Raw genomic sequence first — 15,292 nt, 5'->3', positions numbered from 1 at the left:
GTGCTGCGTCTTGAAGTCCTCACCCAGCAGCGTGTCCACCTGGCTCTTCAGCGCGTCCAGCTGACCCTGGATGTCATCACGAGCCTGCGACAGCGCCGACGCCACCTGCTCCATCTCCGCATACGAGGCACCGAAATCCGCCATCGTCAACTCCCTCACTCAGGTAACCCGACCCACCCCGGGCGGGACACTCAGAAACCTAACCGACGCCCACGACGCCACGCGATGGGGACCATTCCCCATGGCATGACCCATGGCCTCTCGCCGCGGTCAGTGCTGCGCGGCGGCCTGGGCGACGGGCAGGGCGGATGCCTCGACCAGCGGCAGCTGCACGGTGACCTGGCGGCCCGCCTGCACGAAGATGCCGCGTCCGTCGGGGAAGTCGGCGCGCTTGACCTTGGGGAACGGCACCTTGAACACCGCATCGCCGTCGAACGCGTCGGGCTTGAGGATGACGCCCTTGCGACCGCCCTTGAAGTCCCCGACGAGCCCGAAGCCGCTCGTGACCTGCGTCACGTCGGCGTCGCCGATGAGGAAGTGCTCGCTGCGGTTGACCGCCTGGAACAGCGCCTTCAGCGGGCGCTCGGCGGGCGAATCGGCGAACTGCGGCACGTCCTCGATCACGATCATCAGACGGGTGTCGATGGACTCGTCGGCGACCAGCTCGGCGAGCTCGGTCGCGAGCTCCTTGGCCTCGTCGGGCGTCGTGGCGCTGCGCATCCAGGGCGCGAACTCCTTCAGCTGCGAGCGGCGGCCGCCGAAGTGGAACAGCCTCACGCCCGGGTCGAAGCGCACCATCGCCGTCACGAGCGCCTTCATCGCGTTGGTCTTGCCCGCCAGCGGCGGGCCCGCCACGACGAACGTGCCGACCGGGTCGAAGTCGCGCGGCGCGAGCGTGTCCTCGGCGATGCCGAGCGCCGGGAACTCGCCGACGCGGTCGGGCAGCGCCGACCATGCCAGGCGGGTCGGCAGCGAGCCGATCTCGTCGACCTCACGGGCACCGAGCGCGCGCAGCTCCTGCGCCCACTGCACGAGCAGCTTGGTCTGCTCCGCCACGTTGGGCGTCCCGCCCAGCACCGCGATCTGCGTCTCGAACCCGTCGATGATCGCGCGGCCGGGCGCGGACCGCTCGTCCAGGACGTCCTTCGGGGCGTTCAGCAGCGAGTACGCGCTCTCGTCGGCCAGGCGCAGGACGACGCGGCGCGAGATGTTCGAGCTCACCGCGGTCGGAACGGACCCCGAGCGGTCCGCGGTGGCCACGACGTGCACGCCCAGCGGGCGCCCCTCGCCCAGGATCCGCATGAACGCCTGATAGAACGGCATCCGCGCCGTCGTCGTCTCCCACTCCGCCCGGAACTGCGGCAGGCCGTCCAGCAGCAGGATGATGCGGGGCTCGTCCCGGCCGGTGAGGTCACGGTACTCGGCGATGCTGGAGGCGTTGGCCGCGCTGAACCTCTTGCCGCGGTCGTCGAGCACCGCGCCCAGCGACCGGAGGATGCGCTGCACGCGCTCGGCGTCGTCGCCCGGGATGATCGAGCCGACGTGCGGCAGCACCTCGAGGCTCTTGAGCGCACCCGCCCCGAAGTCGAGCCCGTACACGGCGACGTTCTCGGGGCGACGCCCCATCGCGGCCGCGATGGCGGCGGTGCGCAGCACGGTGGATTTCCCCGAGCCGCTCGTGCCGTAGACGAGGAGCGACCCGTCGCGGTCCGGCTCGAAGTACACGGGCTCCTGCAGCTGTCGCTCGGGGACGTCGCGCTTGCCGAGCAGGATGCTGCCGGGACGGCCGGCGCGGAGCGCCCGGATGTCGACCGTCGTCTCGAGGTCGTCGAGCCACGGGCGCCGGGGAGCCGGGATGCGCGCCTGCGCGGCCGCCGCCACCAGCGTCGCGACGATGCGCTTCTGGTCGTTGGGGCCGGGGTCGGCGGTGTCGTCGGCGGCGTCGCCCGGATCCTCGAGCTCCCACCTCTGCACCGACCCGAACCGAAGCTCCGCGACGCTCACGTCGGCCGCCGGCACCTCGTCGGTGCTCCAGCCGCCCGCGTACGCGGACTGGAACGGGACCAGCCGCCCCGGACCGGTCTTGGCGATGCCGCGCCCGGGGATGCCGGGGTCGAACCGCGCGGCGACCGGGTCGTCGACGACGTCCTTCGAGTCGGACTCGTCGGCCATGCGCAGCGCGACCCGCAGGTTGGTGTTGGCGCGCAGATTGTCCTTGATGACGCCCGCCGGACGCTGGGTCGCCATGATGAGGTGGATGCCGAGGGACCGGCCGCGCTGGGCGATGTCGACGACGCCGTCCACGAACTCGGGCACCTCGCCGGCGAGCGCGGCGAACTCGTCGATGACGATGACCAGCGCCGGGGGCACGTCGGGATCGCGGCGCTTCTCGAGCTCGAGCAGGTCCTTGGCCTTCTTGCGGTTGAAGAGGTGCTCGCGGTGGTGCAGCTCGGCGCGGAGGCTGGTGAGGGCGCGTCGCACGAGGTGGGGGCTGAGGTCGGTCACCAGGCCCACGCAGTGCGGCAGCTCGACGCAGTCGGCGAAGGCGGAACCGCCCTTGTAATCGACGAAGAGGAACGTGACGCGGTCGGGGCTGTGGGCGGCGGCCATGCCGAGGACCCACGCCTGCAGGAACTCCGACTTGCCCGCGCCGGTGGTGCCGCCCACCAGGGCGTGGGGTCCCTGCGTGCGCAGGTCGAGCGTCATCGCGTCGGTCGCGCCCTGCCCGACGATGGCGCGCAGGTTGCCGGCCTTCTTCAGCCGCGGCAGCGCCGCCCCCGACCGGTCGACGATGGTGTTGTTCTCGCGCCAGCGCTCCACGGCGAACGACGGGTCGGTCGCGATCTCGGGTCCGACGACCGAGAGGAACATGACCGAGTTCGGGATGTCGGAGGAGTCCTCGATGACGGTGCTGGAGTCGGCGACGGGCGCGAGGCGCTTGGCGAGCACGGTCATGAGCTCGTTGGAGACGCCCTCCACGACGGTGGCCGGGTACTCGACGCCGCTGCGGACCGTCCCCGCCCGCGCCGCCTCGAGACCCCCCGCCACGTCGACGAAGCTGCGGCATACGGCCGGCAGCGCCTCGACGACCGGCGCGACGAACAGTCCGTACACGCCGACGTCGGCGCCGCGCTCGAGCACCTGGGTGAGCCGGGCACGGTCCACCGGGGCATCCGCCGTCACGATCACCACGACCGCCGTCTGCCCCGGGAAGGTCGCATCCTCGGCGGCGCGGCGCACGTCGGTGCCGTAGCGCATCGGGTCCCAGTCGTCGTCCAGCGGCAGACGCGGCGACGAGGCCGCCTTGGAGCGGCGCATCACGAGCTCCTCGAGCGCCGAGAGCAGCGCCGCGCCGGTCGACGCGGAGTCCGACAGGGGCATGTCGCGGAACGGGCTGCGCTCGCTCGTGGTGTGCGGAAGCCACTTGAGCCATTCCAGTTGCGTCGCCCACTGCGGCTCGGTCAGCGCGACGGCGACGAGCTCGTTGGGCGAGTGCAGGCCGAACAGCTGCACGCACAGGCCGCGCAGCGCGTCCGCCGCCTCGCGCGGGGGCCCCGCGACGCCGATGACGCCCACGCTCTGCAGCGACTCCAGCACCGGCACGCCGTCGATGATGCGGTAGCGCTCGCGCAGCCGATCGACGCGGTCGACGTACTCCTGGAGCGCGTCGGGGTTCTCGGCGCGCTTGATCGTCGTGCGCGAGGGCGCCTCGGACGTCCCCAGCCGCACCGAGAGGAAGTTCCAGTGCTCGGGGCGCCTGGTCCACAGCATGGGCCCCAGCCGCATCGCCTCGTCGAACACCACGGCCACCGGCGGCACCTCGGCGTTGCGCACCTCGCGTTCGCGCGGCCGTTCGCGGTACAGCGTCTCTTCGAGCTCCTCGAACGTGCGCTCGAAGATCTCGGCCTCTTTGCGCACCCGCTGACCCACCTGGGTGCGCTGCGAGATGAAGTTGCCGAGCAGCATGAGGGGCGACAGGAGCACCACCAGCAGCGAGCGCGGGTTGCCTGTCATCGCGAAGATCGAGGCGCCCAGGATGACCGGCGCCACCAGCATGGGCCACGGGAACAGGCGGCTGATCGGATCCTTGGGGAGACGGGGCTCCGGCAGCTCCTCCCCCACGTACCGCGGCTCGACCCGGGGGCTGCGGTTGAACAGCAGCGATCCGCCGCGCTCCAGCACCGGGTCCTGGTCCAGCGGTGCGAAGTCCTGCACCATGCGCACGACCAGCTCGGTGTCGCCCAGCGCGAACCGCTGCCCCGGGATGACCTTCAGGCGCTGCACCAGGCCGCCGTCCACGACGATGCCGTTCGCCGAGTTGAGGTCGACGAGCTCGACGGAGGATCCGACCTCGATGCGGGCATGCCGCTTGGACACCAGCGGATCGTCGAGCACGACGTCGGCGCCCGCCGCCCGGCCGATCGTGAAGTGGCCGCGCGGCAGCTGGAACTCCCGCCCCGCGAACGGGCCGGCCACGACCGACAGGATCGCCGCCGGCGGCGCGCCCGCGCGGCGGCCCGAGACGTAGTCCGCCCCGAGGTTCGCGATCGTCGCGACGAAGCCCGACCCCACCGGCGCGTCGCTGATCAGCATGTCGGGCTCGAGCAGCTGGAACGTCGACGAGGTCGGCGGCGCCACCTGGAGGGTGAGCACGTCGCGCGGCGACGAGACGAAGCTGCGGGCGGGATCGGCTTCGGCGATCCGGCGCGCCACGTCCTGCACGGTCGCGGTCGTGTCGGAGGTGACCACGATGTCGGTGTGATGGCCGTCGCGACGCTGGAGCGTCAGTTTGAGTCTCATTCGCTGTCCCGGTCGAGCATCGGCCTCAGCCGATGCGGATCATTGCGTGGCGGTCCCCGAACCGAATCGTATCGCCGGGCCGCAGCGCGACCGGGGCACCGGGGACGAGCGGATGCTCCGCCCCGCCGCGCACGACGGCGCTGCCGTTGGTCGACCCGCGATCGACCACGACGGTGTCGGTTCCGTGCGGCAGCACCGCGAGGTGCGTCTTGGAGACCGACATCGTCGGGTCGTCGATCGCGACCGGGGCGACGCCGTCGTCGCCGGTGACCGGGGCGGGATCGCGGCCGATCAGGATGCCGCTGCCGACGTCGACGACCCGGCCGGTATCCAGCACGAAGCGCGCGGCGGACGCACCCGGACGGGAGGGGGCTGCGGGGCCGCCCTGCGCGCCCGTGACGGCCGGGGCCTCGCGCACCGGGGACGCGGCGCTCCCGTCGGGCAGCAGCTGGGGCGGGACCCATCCCGAGGCCGTGGGACCGGCGGGCGCCGCGACGGGATCCGGCGCGTCGAACGGCGTCGTCGCGGGCGCGGGCGCCCCGTGCTCCGGAGCGGGAGCGGGTGTCGCGATGCCGGATGCCGCCTCGCCGCGTGCCGCCCCGAGGACGCCGCCGCTGCTGCGCGGGGCCGGGACGTAGGCGGCAGGCGGACGCGGGCCGGCGGCCGTCGCGAGCGAGGGCAGCTCGCTGCGGACGTCCGCCAGATCCGTGGCGACCGTCTTGCGCGCGATGCGCATGCGCTTGTCGTCGTACGGGTTGAGGCCGCGCCGGGCGTCGACGAGCCAGGTGGCGCCCGCGAGGTCCGCCCAGCCCCGGCCCCGGCGCTCCGGGTCGAAGAACGGCGACAGCGCGATCACCAGCAGCGGCCCCAGGAGCGGCACCGCGAAGCTCGCCCACAGCACGAGCCCGCGCACGACCGCGCCGCGCCAGAAGCCGGGGCGCTCGAGCGTGCGGACGTTCACCGACCGCAGGCCGGTGAGCGCCTTGCCGAGCGTGATGCCGCGCCGGCCGTGCAGCACCAGCTGAACGATGAGGTAGACGGTGGTGAGCACGGTCGAGATCGCGGTGAGCACCACGACGAGCACGAGCCGCCCCTGCAGCGCCTCGGCGGGATCCGCCTCCGCCGACGCGGCGAGCAGCGCCGGCAGCGCGCCCAGCAGCAGCGGCAGCTGCAGCAGGACGTAGACGACCGCCTCGATGGTCGCCGACAGCGCGCGGCGACCGAAGGGCGCCCGCACGAGGCCGAGTGACGCGGCGTACTCCGGCCGCGGTCGCCCGTCGTCGTCGAGACCCTCGATACCACGGGTCGACTCGTCGATCTCCCAGATCACGCGGTCCTCCTGGCCAAAACTCCGCATCGACCCTAACCCGGGCGCCCGGCGGGCGCCGTCATCGGAACACGGCGTCAGTGGAAGAAGTGGCGCTCGCCCGTGAAGAACATCGTGACGTTCGCAGCCTGCGCGGCGGCGATCACCTCGTCGTCGCGCACGGAGCCGCCGGGCTGGATGATCGCCGAGATGCCGGCGTCGAGCAGCACCTGCGGGCCGTCGGCGAAGGGGAAGAACGCGTCGGATGCCGCCACCGACCCCGCCGCGCGGTCCCCGGCGCGCTCGACGGCGAGCCGGCACGAGTCGACGCGGTTGACCTGCCCCATGCCGATGCCGACCGTCGCCGAGTTCTTGGCCAGCACGATGGCGTTGGACTTCACGGCGCGGCACGACTTCCACGCGAAGATGAGGTTCGTCATCTCGTCGTCCGACGGACGCTCGCCCGAGACGAGCTGCCAGTCCTTGGCGACCGACTCGATGTCGTCGGGGAACCGGTCGGCGTCCTGCAGCAGCAGGCCGCCCGACACCAGGCGCACGTCCATCCGCTCCTGCTGCCAGTCGGCCGGCAGCTGGAGCACGCGCAGGTTCTTCTTGAGGCGGAACACCTCCAGCGCCTCGGGCTCGAAATCGGGCGCGACGATGACCTCGGTGAAGATGTCGCGGAGGTTCTCGGCCATCTTCAGCGTCACGGTGCGGTTGGCCGCGATGACGCCGCCGAAGGCCGACACCGGGTCGCACTCGTGCGCGCGCAGGTGGGCGCTGGCGATGGGGTCCGGCGACTTCGGAGCCGCCACGGCGATGCCGCACGGGTTGGCGTGCTTGATGATCGCGACGGCGGGCTTGACCATGTCGAACGCGGCGCGGAGGGCGGCGTCGGCGTCGACGTAGTTGTTGTACGACATCCCCTTGCCCTGCAGCTGCGTGGCCTGGGCGATGCCGTGGCCGCCGTTGCGGGTGTAGATCGCCGCACGCTGGTGCGAGTTCTCGCCGTAGCGCAGCGTGGCGAGGCGCTCGGCCTTGATCGTGAGGTGCGCGGGCAGGTCGTCCTCGAGGAGCGTGCCCTCCGAGAACCAGGTCGCCACGGCGCGGTCGTACTCCGCGGTGTGCGCGAACGCGCGCGCGGCGAGCTCGCGGCGCTGCACGAGCGAGGTGCCGCCGGACCGCACGGCCTCGATGACGGCCGGGTACGACGACGGCGAGACGACGATGGCGACGTTGGCGTAGTTCTTCGCCGACGCGCGCACCATGGCGGGCCCGCCGATGTCGATCTGCTCGACGACGTCGTCGCCCTGCGCGCCGGAGCGCACGGTCTCGACGAAGGGGTAGAGGTTCACCACGACGAGCTCGAACGGGGCGATGTCGAGATCGGCGAGCTGCCGCTCGTGGTCCTCGAGGCGGAGGTCGGCGAGCAGGCCCGCGTGCACGCTCGGGTGCAGCGTCTTGACGCGGCCGTCGAGGGATTCGGGGAACCCGGTGACGCGCGAGACGTCGGTCACCTCGTACCCCGCCTCGCGCAGCAGCGTCGCCGAGCCGCCGGTCGAGACGATCTCGACGCCCGCCTCCGCGAGGGCGGCGCCGAGCGTCAGGAGGTCGGTCTTGTCGCTCACCGACACCAGCGCCCGGCGCACCGGGACGACGTCGCGGGAGCGGTAGAGGGCGGGGTCGTGGCTCGGTCCGGCCATGGCGGGTTCTCCTCGGTGGGGTGGGTCAGAGCTGGGCGCGTGCGGAGGCCGCCGCGAGGTCGAGGTCGCCGGTCGCGATGCGGCGCACGACGTCGATGAGCAGGCGGCGCTCGACGGGCTTGATGCGCTCGTGCAGGGCGTGCTCGTCGTCGCCGGGAAGCACGGGCACGCGCTCCTGGGCGAGGATCGGCCCCGAGTCGACGCCGCTGTCGACGATGATGACGCTGGCTCCGGTCTGCGCGACGCCGGCGGCCAGCGCGTCGCGCACGCCGTGCGCGCCGGGGAACTCCGGCAGATACGCCGGGTGCGTGTTGATGATGCGGGGCGACCACGCGTCGACGAGGTCGGCCGGCAGCAGGCGCATGAGGCCGCTGAGCACGACGAGGTCGGGCTTCCACACGGCCAGCTGCGCACCCAGCTCGGCGCCCCATTCCTCACGGGTGCCGAATCGCGCGAACGGCACCATGAAGGTCGGGATGCCGTAGTCCTCCGCGTGCGCGAAGCCGTCGGCCTCGCGGTCGCCGCCGACGACGACGATGCGGGCGGGGAACTCGGGTTCGGCCGCCGCGTCGAGCAGAGCACGCAGATTCGACCCTGTGCCCGAGATGAGGACGGCGACCGTGAGCACCGACTCAGTTTAGTCCGGAACCCGGCTCGGACCGTGCGACGTGAGCCGCGGCAGCTCGATGGGCTCGGTCGTCGCCTCCGCGGCGGCGGCGGGTGCGGGCGGTTCGGGCGCGGCCGGATCGTGCGAGCCGCGGGGGGAAAGCAGCAGGATGGCCGCGCCGACGAGCACCTCGAGCCCCACCGCGAGGGCCACGGGCCCTGCGTCCGGGCCGAAGTGCGCCAGGCGCCCCGGTCCGACGGATCCGGACGCGGCGACGCAGAGGAGCGCGGCGGCGGCGCCGGACACGAGCGCGATGCCCGCGGTGATCGTGAGCCGCGCCGCGACGGCGTCCTCCGCGCGCCCGGGCGTCGGCGCGCCGGCGTGCACCAGACGGGAGCGGGCGATCCACCCCGCGAGCGCGCCGAGCGCGACGGGGAGGAGCGCCAGCAGGAGCAGCCACGAGGTCGTCGACTCCGGCACGGCGCCCAGCGCGGGAAGACCCGGCACGATGCCCACCTGCGTGCCGGCCGGCGAGACGGAGGTGCCCTCGCCCACCGCGAAACCCGGTCCGGCCACGAAGCTGAGGCCCCACACGGCGAGGGTCGGGACGTACGCCAGCTGCGCGAGCGTGAGCAGGGTCGCGCCGAGCACGTCGGCGTCGCCCGCCTGGAAGAGGGCCACGATCCGACCCGCCCGCGCGAACACCGCGACGGCGGCGACGGCCGCGCCGAGGCCGACGAGCCCCACCACCACGACGGCGGATCCCCGCGCGATGAGCGCCGGGGTCTCGGCCCAGCCGTGCGGCATCGACTCGACCCGGTCGCGGAGCCGCGCGATCGCACCCGATCCAGCCTCGATCCACTCCGTCACCACGGCGGCCGTGAGCGCGGGCAGCGCGAAGACCAGCGTGGGCACCAGGATCGCCTGCCAGGTCACCGCGACCGCGACGCCGTTCACTCCCGTGAGCGCCGCGCCGGTCGCGAGCGCCGCGAACACGACGATCGACGAGGCCACCCCGGTGATCCACGCGTCGGCGCGCGACGCGCGCACGCCCGACCGGGCGGCGAAGACGGCGGTGAAGACGGCGAACGCCAGCGGGGCGAGCGAGAGGGCGAAGGATGCCGCGTCGGCGGGGATGCCGGTCGCGGCGAGGTACTCGGGCGGGAGCGTGATGTGCAGCGGCACGAGGTTGCCCAGCTGCCACACCGCCACGGCCGCCGGCCACAGCACCCCCCAGTCGGCGCCACCGCCGAACCCGAAGACCCACAGCAGCGTCAGCGGCGCGAGGGTCGCCGCGATCCCGACGGCGACCGCGATGGCGGCGTCGACGGAGGAGAGGAGGGCGACGATGAGGCGATGCATGCGCCATAGACCCTACTTCGCGCCGCGTCCGCCTCCCGGTCGCCCGCGCCGCGGAGGCGCGGCATCCGTGCGGAATCTTCCGGCCGCCGGAGCGACTAACGTTCTCTGACGGAGGTCAACCACACATGAGCGCAGCCCCGTCCACGACGTCGAACGCACCCGAGGCACTCGACGGCAGCGAGACACCCCCGCCGAAGAACGGCTTGGACAGGTTCTTCGAGATCACCCGGCGAGGATCGACCATCGGCACCGAGGTGCGCGGCGGTGTGGTGACGTTCGTGACGATGGCCTACATCGTCATCCTCAACCCGATCATCCTCTCCGGCGGCGTCGACGTCGCCGGGGACTCCCTCGGCTTCACCCAGGTGGCGGCGACCACCGCGCTCACCGCCGGTGTCATGACCGTGCTGTTCGGCCTCGTGACCCGTCTGCCGTTCGCGTTCGCGGCCGGGCTCGGCATCAACTCGTTCCTCGCGGTCTCGGTCGTCGGCCAGGTGACGTGGGCCGAGGCGATGGGTCTCGTCGTCATCAACGGTCTGATCATCGTGCTGCTGGCGGCGACCGGGCTGCGGCGCATGATCTTCGACGCCGTGCCGATCCAGCTGAAGATCGCCATCACGGTCGGCATCGGCCTGTTCATCGCCTTCATCGGATTCGTCGACGCGGGCCTGGTCACCTCGACGGGAGCGTCCTCTCCCCCGGTCGGCCTGGGCGTCGACGGTTCTGTCGCGACGGTCCCCACCCTCATCTTCGTGTTCACGCTGCTGCTGACCGGCGTCCTGGTGGCGCGCAAGGTCAAGGGCGGCATCCTGATCGGCCTCGTCACCGGCACCGTCGTCGCGGTCGTCGTCGAGGCGATCTGGAACATCGGGCCGAAGTTCGCCGGCGACGAGGTCAACCCGGGCGGCTGGGGCCTGTCGGTGCCAGAGCTGCCGGCGTCGCTCGTGAGCGTCCCCGACCTCTCGCTCGTCGGTCAGATCTCGTTCGGCTCGTTCGAGCGGATCGGCGTGCTCGCAGCCCTCATGCTCGTCTTCACGCTCGTCTTCACGAACTTCTTCGACGCCATGGGCACCATGACGGGCCTGTCGAAGGAGGCGGGGCTCGCGGACGAGAAGGGCGACTTCCCCCGCATCAAGTCGGCGCTGATCGTCGAGGGCGTCGGCGCGGTCGCCGGTGGATTCACGTCGAGCTCGTCCAACACGGTGTTCATCGAGTCCGGCGCCGGCATCGGCGAGGGGGCGCGGACCGGCTTCGCGAACGTCGTCACCGGTGCGCTGTTCCTCATCGCGATGTTCTTCACGCCGCTGGTGTCGATCGTGCCCACCGAGGTCGCTGCCGCCGCGCTGGTGATCGTCGGCGCCCTGATGATGTCGCAGATCCGCTTCATCGACTTCACCGACTTCTCGATCCTGCTGCCGGTCTTCCTCGCCGTCACCGTCATGCCCCTCACCTACTCGATCGCCAACGGCATCGGGGCGGGCTTCATCGCGTGGGTCGTGGTGCGCTCGCTGTCGGGCAAGGCGCGCGAGATCAGCCCGCTGCTGTGGGTCGTCGCGGCCGGCTTCGTGCTCTACTTCGCCCGCGGGCCGCTGGAGGCCGTGCTCGGCTGAGTCTCACCGCGAAGGGGACGGGTGCTGCGGCATCCGTCCCCTTCGGCATCTCCCGGCCCGGCGCGCCTCGGGTTCGGGGCGCGCGACGCGCATCCGGGGCGCACGCGACGCGCCCCGGACGAGCGGGACGCGCCCCAAACCCGGGAACCAGGGGTTCAGCGCAACGGCGTCCAGCCGGGCGGGAGCGGACCGTCGAGGTCGGCGCGCTCGCGGTCGACCGCGGCCGACCAGCCCTGGGCGGCCCCGACGGCGTCGAAGCCGCCGCGCGCGACCCGGAAGCCGACATCGTCGTGGTGCATGCGCGGCGCGCCACCCCGGCGCGTCGACGCGCGCACGCTCCACGCGTCGTCGGCGAAGCCGCCGCCCCGGAACACCCGGTAGTCGGCGTAGCGCGCGGGGTCGAGCAGGTCCCAGCACCACTCCCACACGTTGCCGAGGGTGTCGAAGAGCCCGTTGAGATTCGGATGCTTCCCGCCGACGTCCTGCGGCGACGTGACGCCGTCCGCGCTCGTCCACGCGATGTCGGCGAGCGGTCCGTAGTGCGGGCCGGCCGACCCCGCGCGGCACGCGTGCTCCCACTCGGCCTCGGTCGGCAGGCGGAAGCCGTCGGCATCGACGTGCCACGTGACCACCTCGCCGTCGAACGTGTAGGCGGGGTCCAGTCCCTCCCACTCGGACGCGGCGTTGCAGAAGCGGATGGCCCGCAGCCAGCTCACGTCGGTCGCCGGCCGCCGAGGGTGGGTCGACGGCTCGCCGAGGAGCTCGGCGAGCTGCTCCTGGGTGACGGGGAACACGCCGATCTCGAACGGCTCGAGCTCGACGCTCCAGCGCGCCTTGCGGCGGGCGTCGTGGAGGGTGACCGTCCCGGCGCCGATCGACGCCAGCTCGATGTCGGTCATGCGGGCCGGCTCAGCCGTCCTGCGGCTCCAAGACGAACACGGCGATCTGCCGGTCGGTGCGAGTCTGGTACGCGTCGTAGTCGGGCCACACCGCGCACGCGCGCTCCCACCACTGCGCGCGCTCGTCGCCGTCCAGCTCCCGCGCGAGGTAGTCGCGCTTCACATCGGCGTCCTGCAGCTCCACGAGCGGGTGGCGACGCATGTTCTCGGCCCACTTCGGCTCGTCCGGCGCGCCGCCCTTCGACGCGACGACGGCGTAGCGGCCGTCGTGCTCGACGCGCATGAGCGCGGTCTTGCGCAGCGCTCCGGACTTCGCGCCGACGGTCGTCAGCACGATGATCGGCACGCCGCGCAGCGTGTTCGCCTTCTCTCCGTTGGAGGCCTCGAAGACCTCCGCCTGCTTGCGCGCCCAGTCGGACGTGGACGGCTTGTACTCTCCGGTCAACGGCATGCCACCAGCGTATTCGGCCTGCGCAGGGGCGGGCCGCGCGCCCTCTATGTTCGAGTCATGCCCAACATCAGAGTCGAACTCCTTCCCGGACGCACCGTGGACCAGCGCCGCCGCTTCGCCGAGGAGGTCACCCGCGCCGCCGTCGAGGCGCTCGGGGCCCGCAGGCAGGACGTCCGCATCATGTTCGAAGAGGTCGCCGCCGACTTCGTGGCCAACGGCGGCGTCCTCGCCAGCGATGACGCCGACCGCGCGGGCCAGGTGTCGCGTTTCGGCGGCTCGCCGGTCGCCGGCTGAGACGACGACGGCGGATGCCGCGACCCGGGGTCGCGGCATCCGCCATCGCTTGTCGAGCTGTACCCCTTAGAGCGACTCGATGATCTCGCGCATGAGCTCGGCGGTCTCGGACGGCGTCTTGCCGACCTTGACGCCGGCGGCCTCGAGGGCCTCCTTCTTCGCCTGCGCGGTGCCGGCCGAACCCGACACGATGGCGCCGGCGTGGCCCATCGTCTTGCCCTCGGGGGCGGTGAAGCCGGCGACGTAGCCGACGACCGGCTTGGTGACGTTGGCCTTGATGAAGTCGGCCGCGCGCTCCTCGGCGTCGCCGCCGATCTCGCCGATCATGACGATCGCCTTGGTCTCGGGGTCGGCCTCGAACGCCTCGAGCGCGTCGATGTGGGTGGTGCCGATGATCGGGTCGCCGCCGATGCCGATGGCGGTGGAGAAGCCGATGTCGCGCAGCTCGAACATCATCTGGTACGTGAGCGTGCCCGACTTCGAGACCAGGCCGATCGGTCCCTTGCCGGTGATGTTGGCGGGCGTGATGCCCACGAGCGACTCGTCAGGCGTGATGATGCCCGGGCAGTTGGGGCCGATGATGCGGGTCTTGTTGCCCTTGGCCGACGCGTACGCCCACGCCTCGGCCGAGTCGCCGACGGGGACGCCCTCGGTGATGACGACCAGCAGCGGGATCTCGGCGTCGATCGCCTCGATCATCGCGGCCTTCGTGAACGCGGCGGGGACGAACGCGATCGAGACGTCCGCACCGGTCTTCTCGATGGCCTCGGCCACCGAGCCGAACACCGGCAGCTCGACGCTGCTGCCGTCCTTGTCCTTGTGCAGCACCGTGGTGCCGGCCTTGCGTGCGTTCACGCCGCCGACGACATTGGTGCCGGCCTTGAGCATGAGCGCGGTGTGCTTGGTGCCCTCGCCGCCGGTGATGCCCTGGACGATGACCTTGGAGTCCTTGTCAAGAAAGATCGACATGTCTGTTGTTCCTTATGTGGGTCGCTGAGCTTGTCGAAGCGGCGGTCAGGCGTTGGCGAGCTCGGCGGCCTTGTCGGCGCCCTCGTCCATCGTGGCGGCCAGGGTCACCAGCGGGTGGTTGGCATCCTGGAGGATCTTGCGGCCCTCCTCGACGCGGTTGCCGTCCAGGCGCACCACGAGGGGCTTCGACGCGGTGGCGCCGAGCTCCGCGAGCGCACCGACGATGCCCTTGGCGACGGCGTCGCACGCCGTGATGCCGCCGAAGACGTTCACGAACACCGACTTGACCTGCGGGTCGCCGAGGATGACGTCCAGGCCCGCGGCCATGACCTCGGCCGAGGCGCCGCCGCCGATGTCGAGGAAGTTGGCGGGCTTGACCCCGCCGTGGTTCTCACCGGCGTACGCGACCACGTCGAGGGTCGACATGACCAGGCCCGCGCCGTTGCCGATGATGCCGACCTCGCCGTCGAGCTTGACGTAGTTGAGGTCGTTCTCCTTGGCCTTGGCCTCCAGCGGGTCGGCGGCGGCCTTGTCCTCGAGGAGCGCGTGCGCGGCGTGACGGAACTCGGCGTTGTCGTCGAGCGTCACCTTGCCGTCGAGGGCGATGACCTCGCCGTCCTCCGACAGGATGAGCGGGTTGACCTCGACGAGGGTGGCGTCCTCGCCCTTGTAGACGTTGTAGAGCTTGACGAAGACGTCGCTCACCTTGTCGACGAGGCCCGCGTCGAAGCCGGCGGCCTCGGCGATCTCGACGGCCTTGGCCTTGTCGATGCCCGTGCCCGGGTTGACGTCGATGCGGGCGAGCGCCTCGGGCTTCTCGACCGCGAGCTGCTCGATCTCCATGCCGCCCTCGACGGAGGCGAGCGACAGGTAGGAGCGGTTGGCGCGGTCCAGCAGCACCGAGAAGTAGTACTCCTCGGCGATGCGGGCGCCCGCGGCGACCATGACCCGCTTGACGACGTGGCCCTTGATGTCGAGGCCGAGGATGGCCTTGGCCGCCTCGTAGGCCTCGTCGGGGCTCTTGGCGACCTTGACGCCGCCCGCCTTCCCGCGGCCGCCCGTCTTGACCTGGGCCTTCACGACGACGACGCCGCCGCCGAGCTTCTCGGCCGCTGCCTTCGCCTCCTCGGGGGTGTCGGCGACGATGCCCGGGAGCACCGGCACCTCGTACTTCTCGAAAAGGTCTCGTGCCTGGTACTCGTACAGATCCACAGTGATTCCTTCGCTGGGGCGAACGGGCGGGATGACGCGGGGAAAGCGTCTTGATGTCGAGATATCGACCAGTGCCCCA

11 protein-coding genes are annotated in these 15,292 nt (G+C 71.9%); 2 read left to right on the top strand and 9 right to left on the bottom strand.

What is annotated here, in order from left to right; translation table 11 throughout:
* Positions 1-270 precede the first annotated feature (270 nt).
* The 5 genes from ACWGUG_RS15040 to ACWGUG_RS15020 all read right to left on the bottom strand — a co-directional run bounded on the left by ACWGUG_RS15040 (position 271) and on the right by ACWGUG_RS15020 (position 9,778).
* Positions 271-4,800: an FtsK/SpoIIIE domain-containing protein gene (locus ACWGUG_RS15040; RefSeq protein WP_452325160.1), complete on the bottom strand. Its 4,530-nt coding sequence runs from the start codon at positions 4,798-4,800 to the stop codon at positions 271-273.
* 25 nt (positions 4,801-4,825) lie between these two features.
* Complete coding sequence (locus ACWGUG_RS15035) at positions 4,826-6,130, bottom strand: RDD family protein (RefSeq protein ID WP_452325159.1); 1,305 nt, start codon at positions 6,128-6,130, stop codon at positions 4,826-4,828.
* Between the two features lie 74 nt (positions 6,131-6,204).
* Complete coding sequence (gene purH / locus ACWGUG_RS15030; RefSeq protein ID WP_336398299.1) at positions 6,205-7,809, bottom strand: bifunctional phosphoribosylaminoimidazolecarboxamide formyltransferase/IMP cyclohydrolase; 1,605 nt, start codon at positions 7,807-7,809, stop codon at positions 6,205-6,207.
* A gap of 25 nt (positions 7,810-7,834) precedes the next feature.
* Positions 7,835-8,437: a phosphoribosylglycinamide formyltransferase gene (gene purN, locus ACWGUG_RS15025; protein ID WP_336398298.1), complete on the bottom strand. Its 603-nt coding sequence runs from the start codon at positions 8,435-8,437 to the stop codon at positions 7,835-7,837.
* Between the two features lie 9 nt (positions 8,438-8,446).
* A complete protein-coding gene (locus ACWGUG_RS15020) occupies positions 8,447-9,778 on the bottom strand; it encodes a cell division protein PerM (RefSeq protein ID WP_452325158.1) in 1,332 nt (443 codons plus the stop codon).
* A 125-nt stretch (positions 9,779-9,903) separates the two neighbouring features.
* Between ACWGUG_RS15020 and ACWGUG_RS15015 the strand changes: the two genes are divergently transcribed.
* Positions 9,904-11,388: an NCS2 family permease gene (locus ACWGUG_RS15015; protein WP_378882226.1), complete on the top strand. Its 1,485-nt coding sequence runs from the start codon at positions 9,904-9,906 to the stop codon at positions 11,386-11,388.
* A 155-nt stretch (positions 11,389-11,543) separates the two neighbouring features.
* Here ACWGUG_RS15015 and ACWGUG_RS15010 read toward each other — a convergent pair whose 3' ends face one another.
* Both ACWGUG_RS15010 and ACWGUG_RS15005 read right to left on the bottom strand, forming a co-directional pair.
* On the bottom strand, positions 11,544-12,287 hold the full coding sequence (locus ACWGUG_RS15010; protein WP_452325157.1) for a formylglycine-generating enzyme family protein: 744 nt from the start codon (positions 12,285-12,287) through the stop codon (positions 11,544-11,546).
* Positions 12,288-12,297: 10 nt separating this feature from the next.
* On the bottom strand, positions 12,298-12,738 hold the full coding sequence (locus tag ACWGUG_RS15005) for a nitroreductase family deazaflavin-dependent oxidoreductase (RefSeq protein WP_336398294.1): 441 nt from the start codon (positions 12,736-12,738) through the stop codon (positions 12,298-12,300).
* A gap of 57 nt (positions 12,739-12,795) precedes the next feature.
* Here ACWGUG_RS15005 and ACWGUG_RS15000 point away from each other — a divergent pair, with 57 nt between their 5' ends.
* Positions 12,796-13,032, top strand: a complete 237-nt coding sequence (locus tag ACWGUG_RS15000) for a tautomerase family protein (protein WP_452325156.1) — start codon at positions 12,796-12,798, stop codon at positions 13,030-13,032.
* 66 nt (positions 13,033-13,098) lie between these two features.
* On the opposite strand, the gene sucD is transcribed toward ACWGUG_RS15000, so the two are convergent.
* On the bottom strand, positions 13,099-14,001 hold the full coding sequence (sucD, locus tag ACWGUG_RS14995) for a succinate--CoA ligase subunit alpha (protein WP_452325155.1): 903 nt from the start codon (positions 13,999-14,001) through the stop codon (positions 13,099-13,101).
* A gap of 45 nt (positions 14,002-14,046) precedes the next feature.
* Positions 14,047-15,213 carry an ADP-forming succinate--CoA ligase subunit beta gene (gene sucC, locus ACWGUG_RS14990; protein WP_336398291.1) on the bottom strand — a complete coding sequence of 389 codons (1,167 nt, stop codon included), beginning with the start codon at positions 15,211-15,213 and terminating at the stop codon, positions 14,047-14,049.
* Between the last annotated feature and the right edge of the window lie 79 nt (positions 15,214-15,292).

The organism is Microbacterium sp. NPDC055455 (assembly GCF_053619935.1).
This window is presented reverse-complemented; position numbering and strand designations above follow the sequence as displayed.

Excerpts from the sequence above, each read along its gene's own strand:
- ACWGUG_RS15040 (WP_452325160.1), bottom strand. The coding sequence starts at position 4,800 with ATGAGACTCAAACTGACGCTCCAGCGTCGCGACGGCCATCACACCGAC.
- ACWGUG_RS15005 (WP_336398294.1), bottom strand. The coding sequence starts at position 12,738 with ATGCCGTTGACCGGAGAGTACAAGCCGTCCACGTCCGACTGGGCGCGC.
- ACWGUG_RS15020 (WP_452325158.1), bottom strand. The coding sequence starts at position 9,778 with ATGCATCGCCTCATCGTCGCCCTCCTCTCCTCCGTCGACGCCGCCATC.
- purH (WP_336398299.1), bottom strand. The coding sequence starts at position 7,809 with ATGGCCGGACCGAGCCACGACCCCGCCCTCTACCGCTCCCGCGACGTC.
- ACWGUG_RS15015 (WP_378882226.1), top strand. The coding sequence starts at position 9,904 with ATGAGCGCAGCCCCGTCCACGACGTCGAACGCACCCGAGGCACTCGAC.
- ACWGUG_RS15000 (WP_452325156.1), top strand. The coding sequence starts at position 12,796 with ATGCCCAACATCAGAGTCGAACTCCTTCCCGGACGCACCGTGGACCAG.
- ACWGUG_RS15010 (WP_452325157.1), bottom strand. The coding sequence starts at position 12,287 with ATGACCGACATCGAGCTGGCGTCGATCGGCGCCGGGACGGTCACCCTC.
- sucD (WP_452325155.1), bottom strand. The coding sequence starts at position 14,001 with ATGTCGATCTTTCTTGACAAGGACTCCAAGGTCATCGTCCAGGGCATC.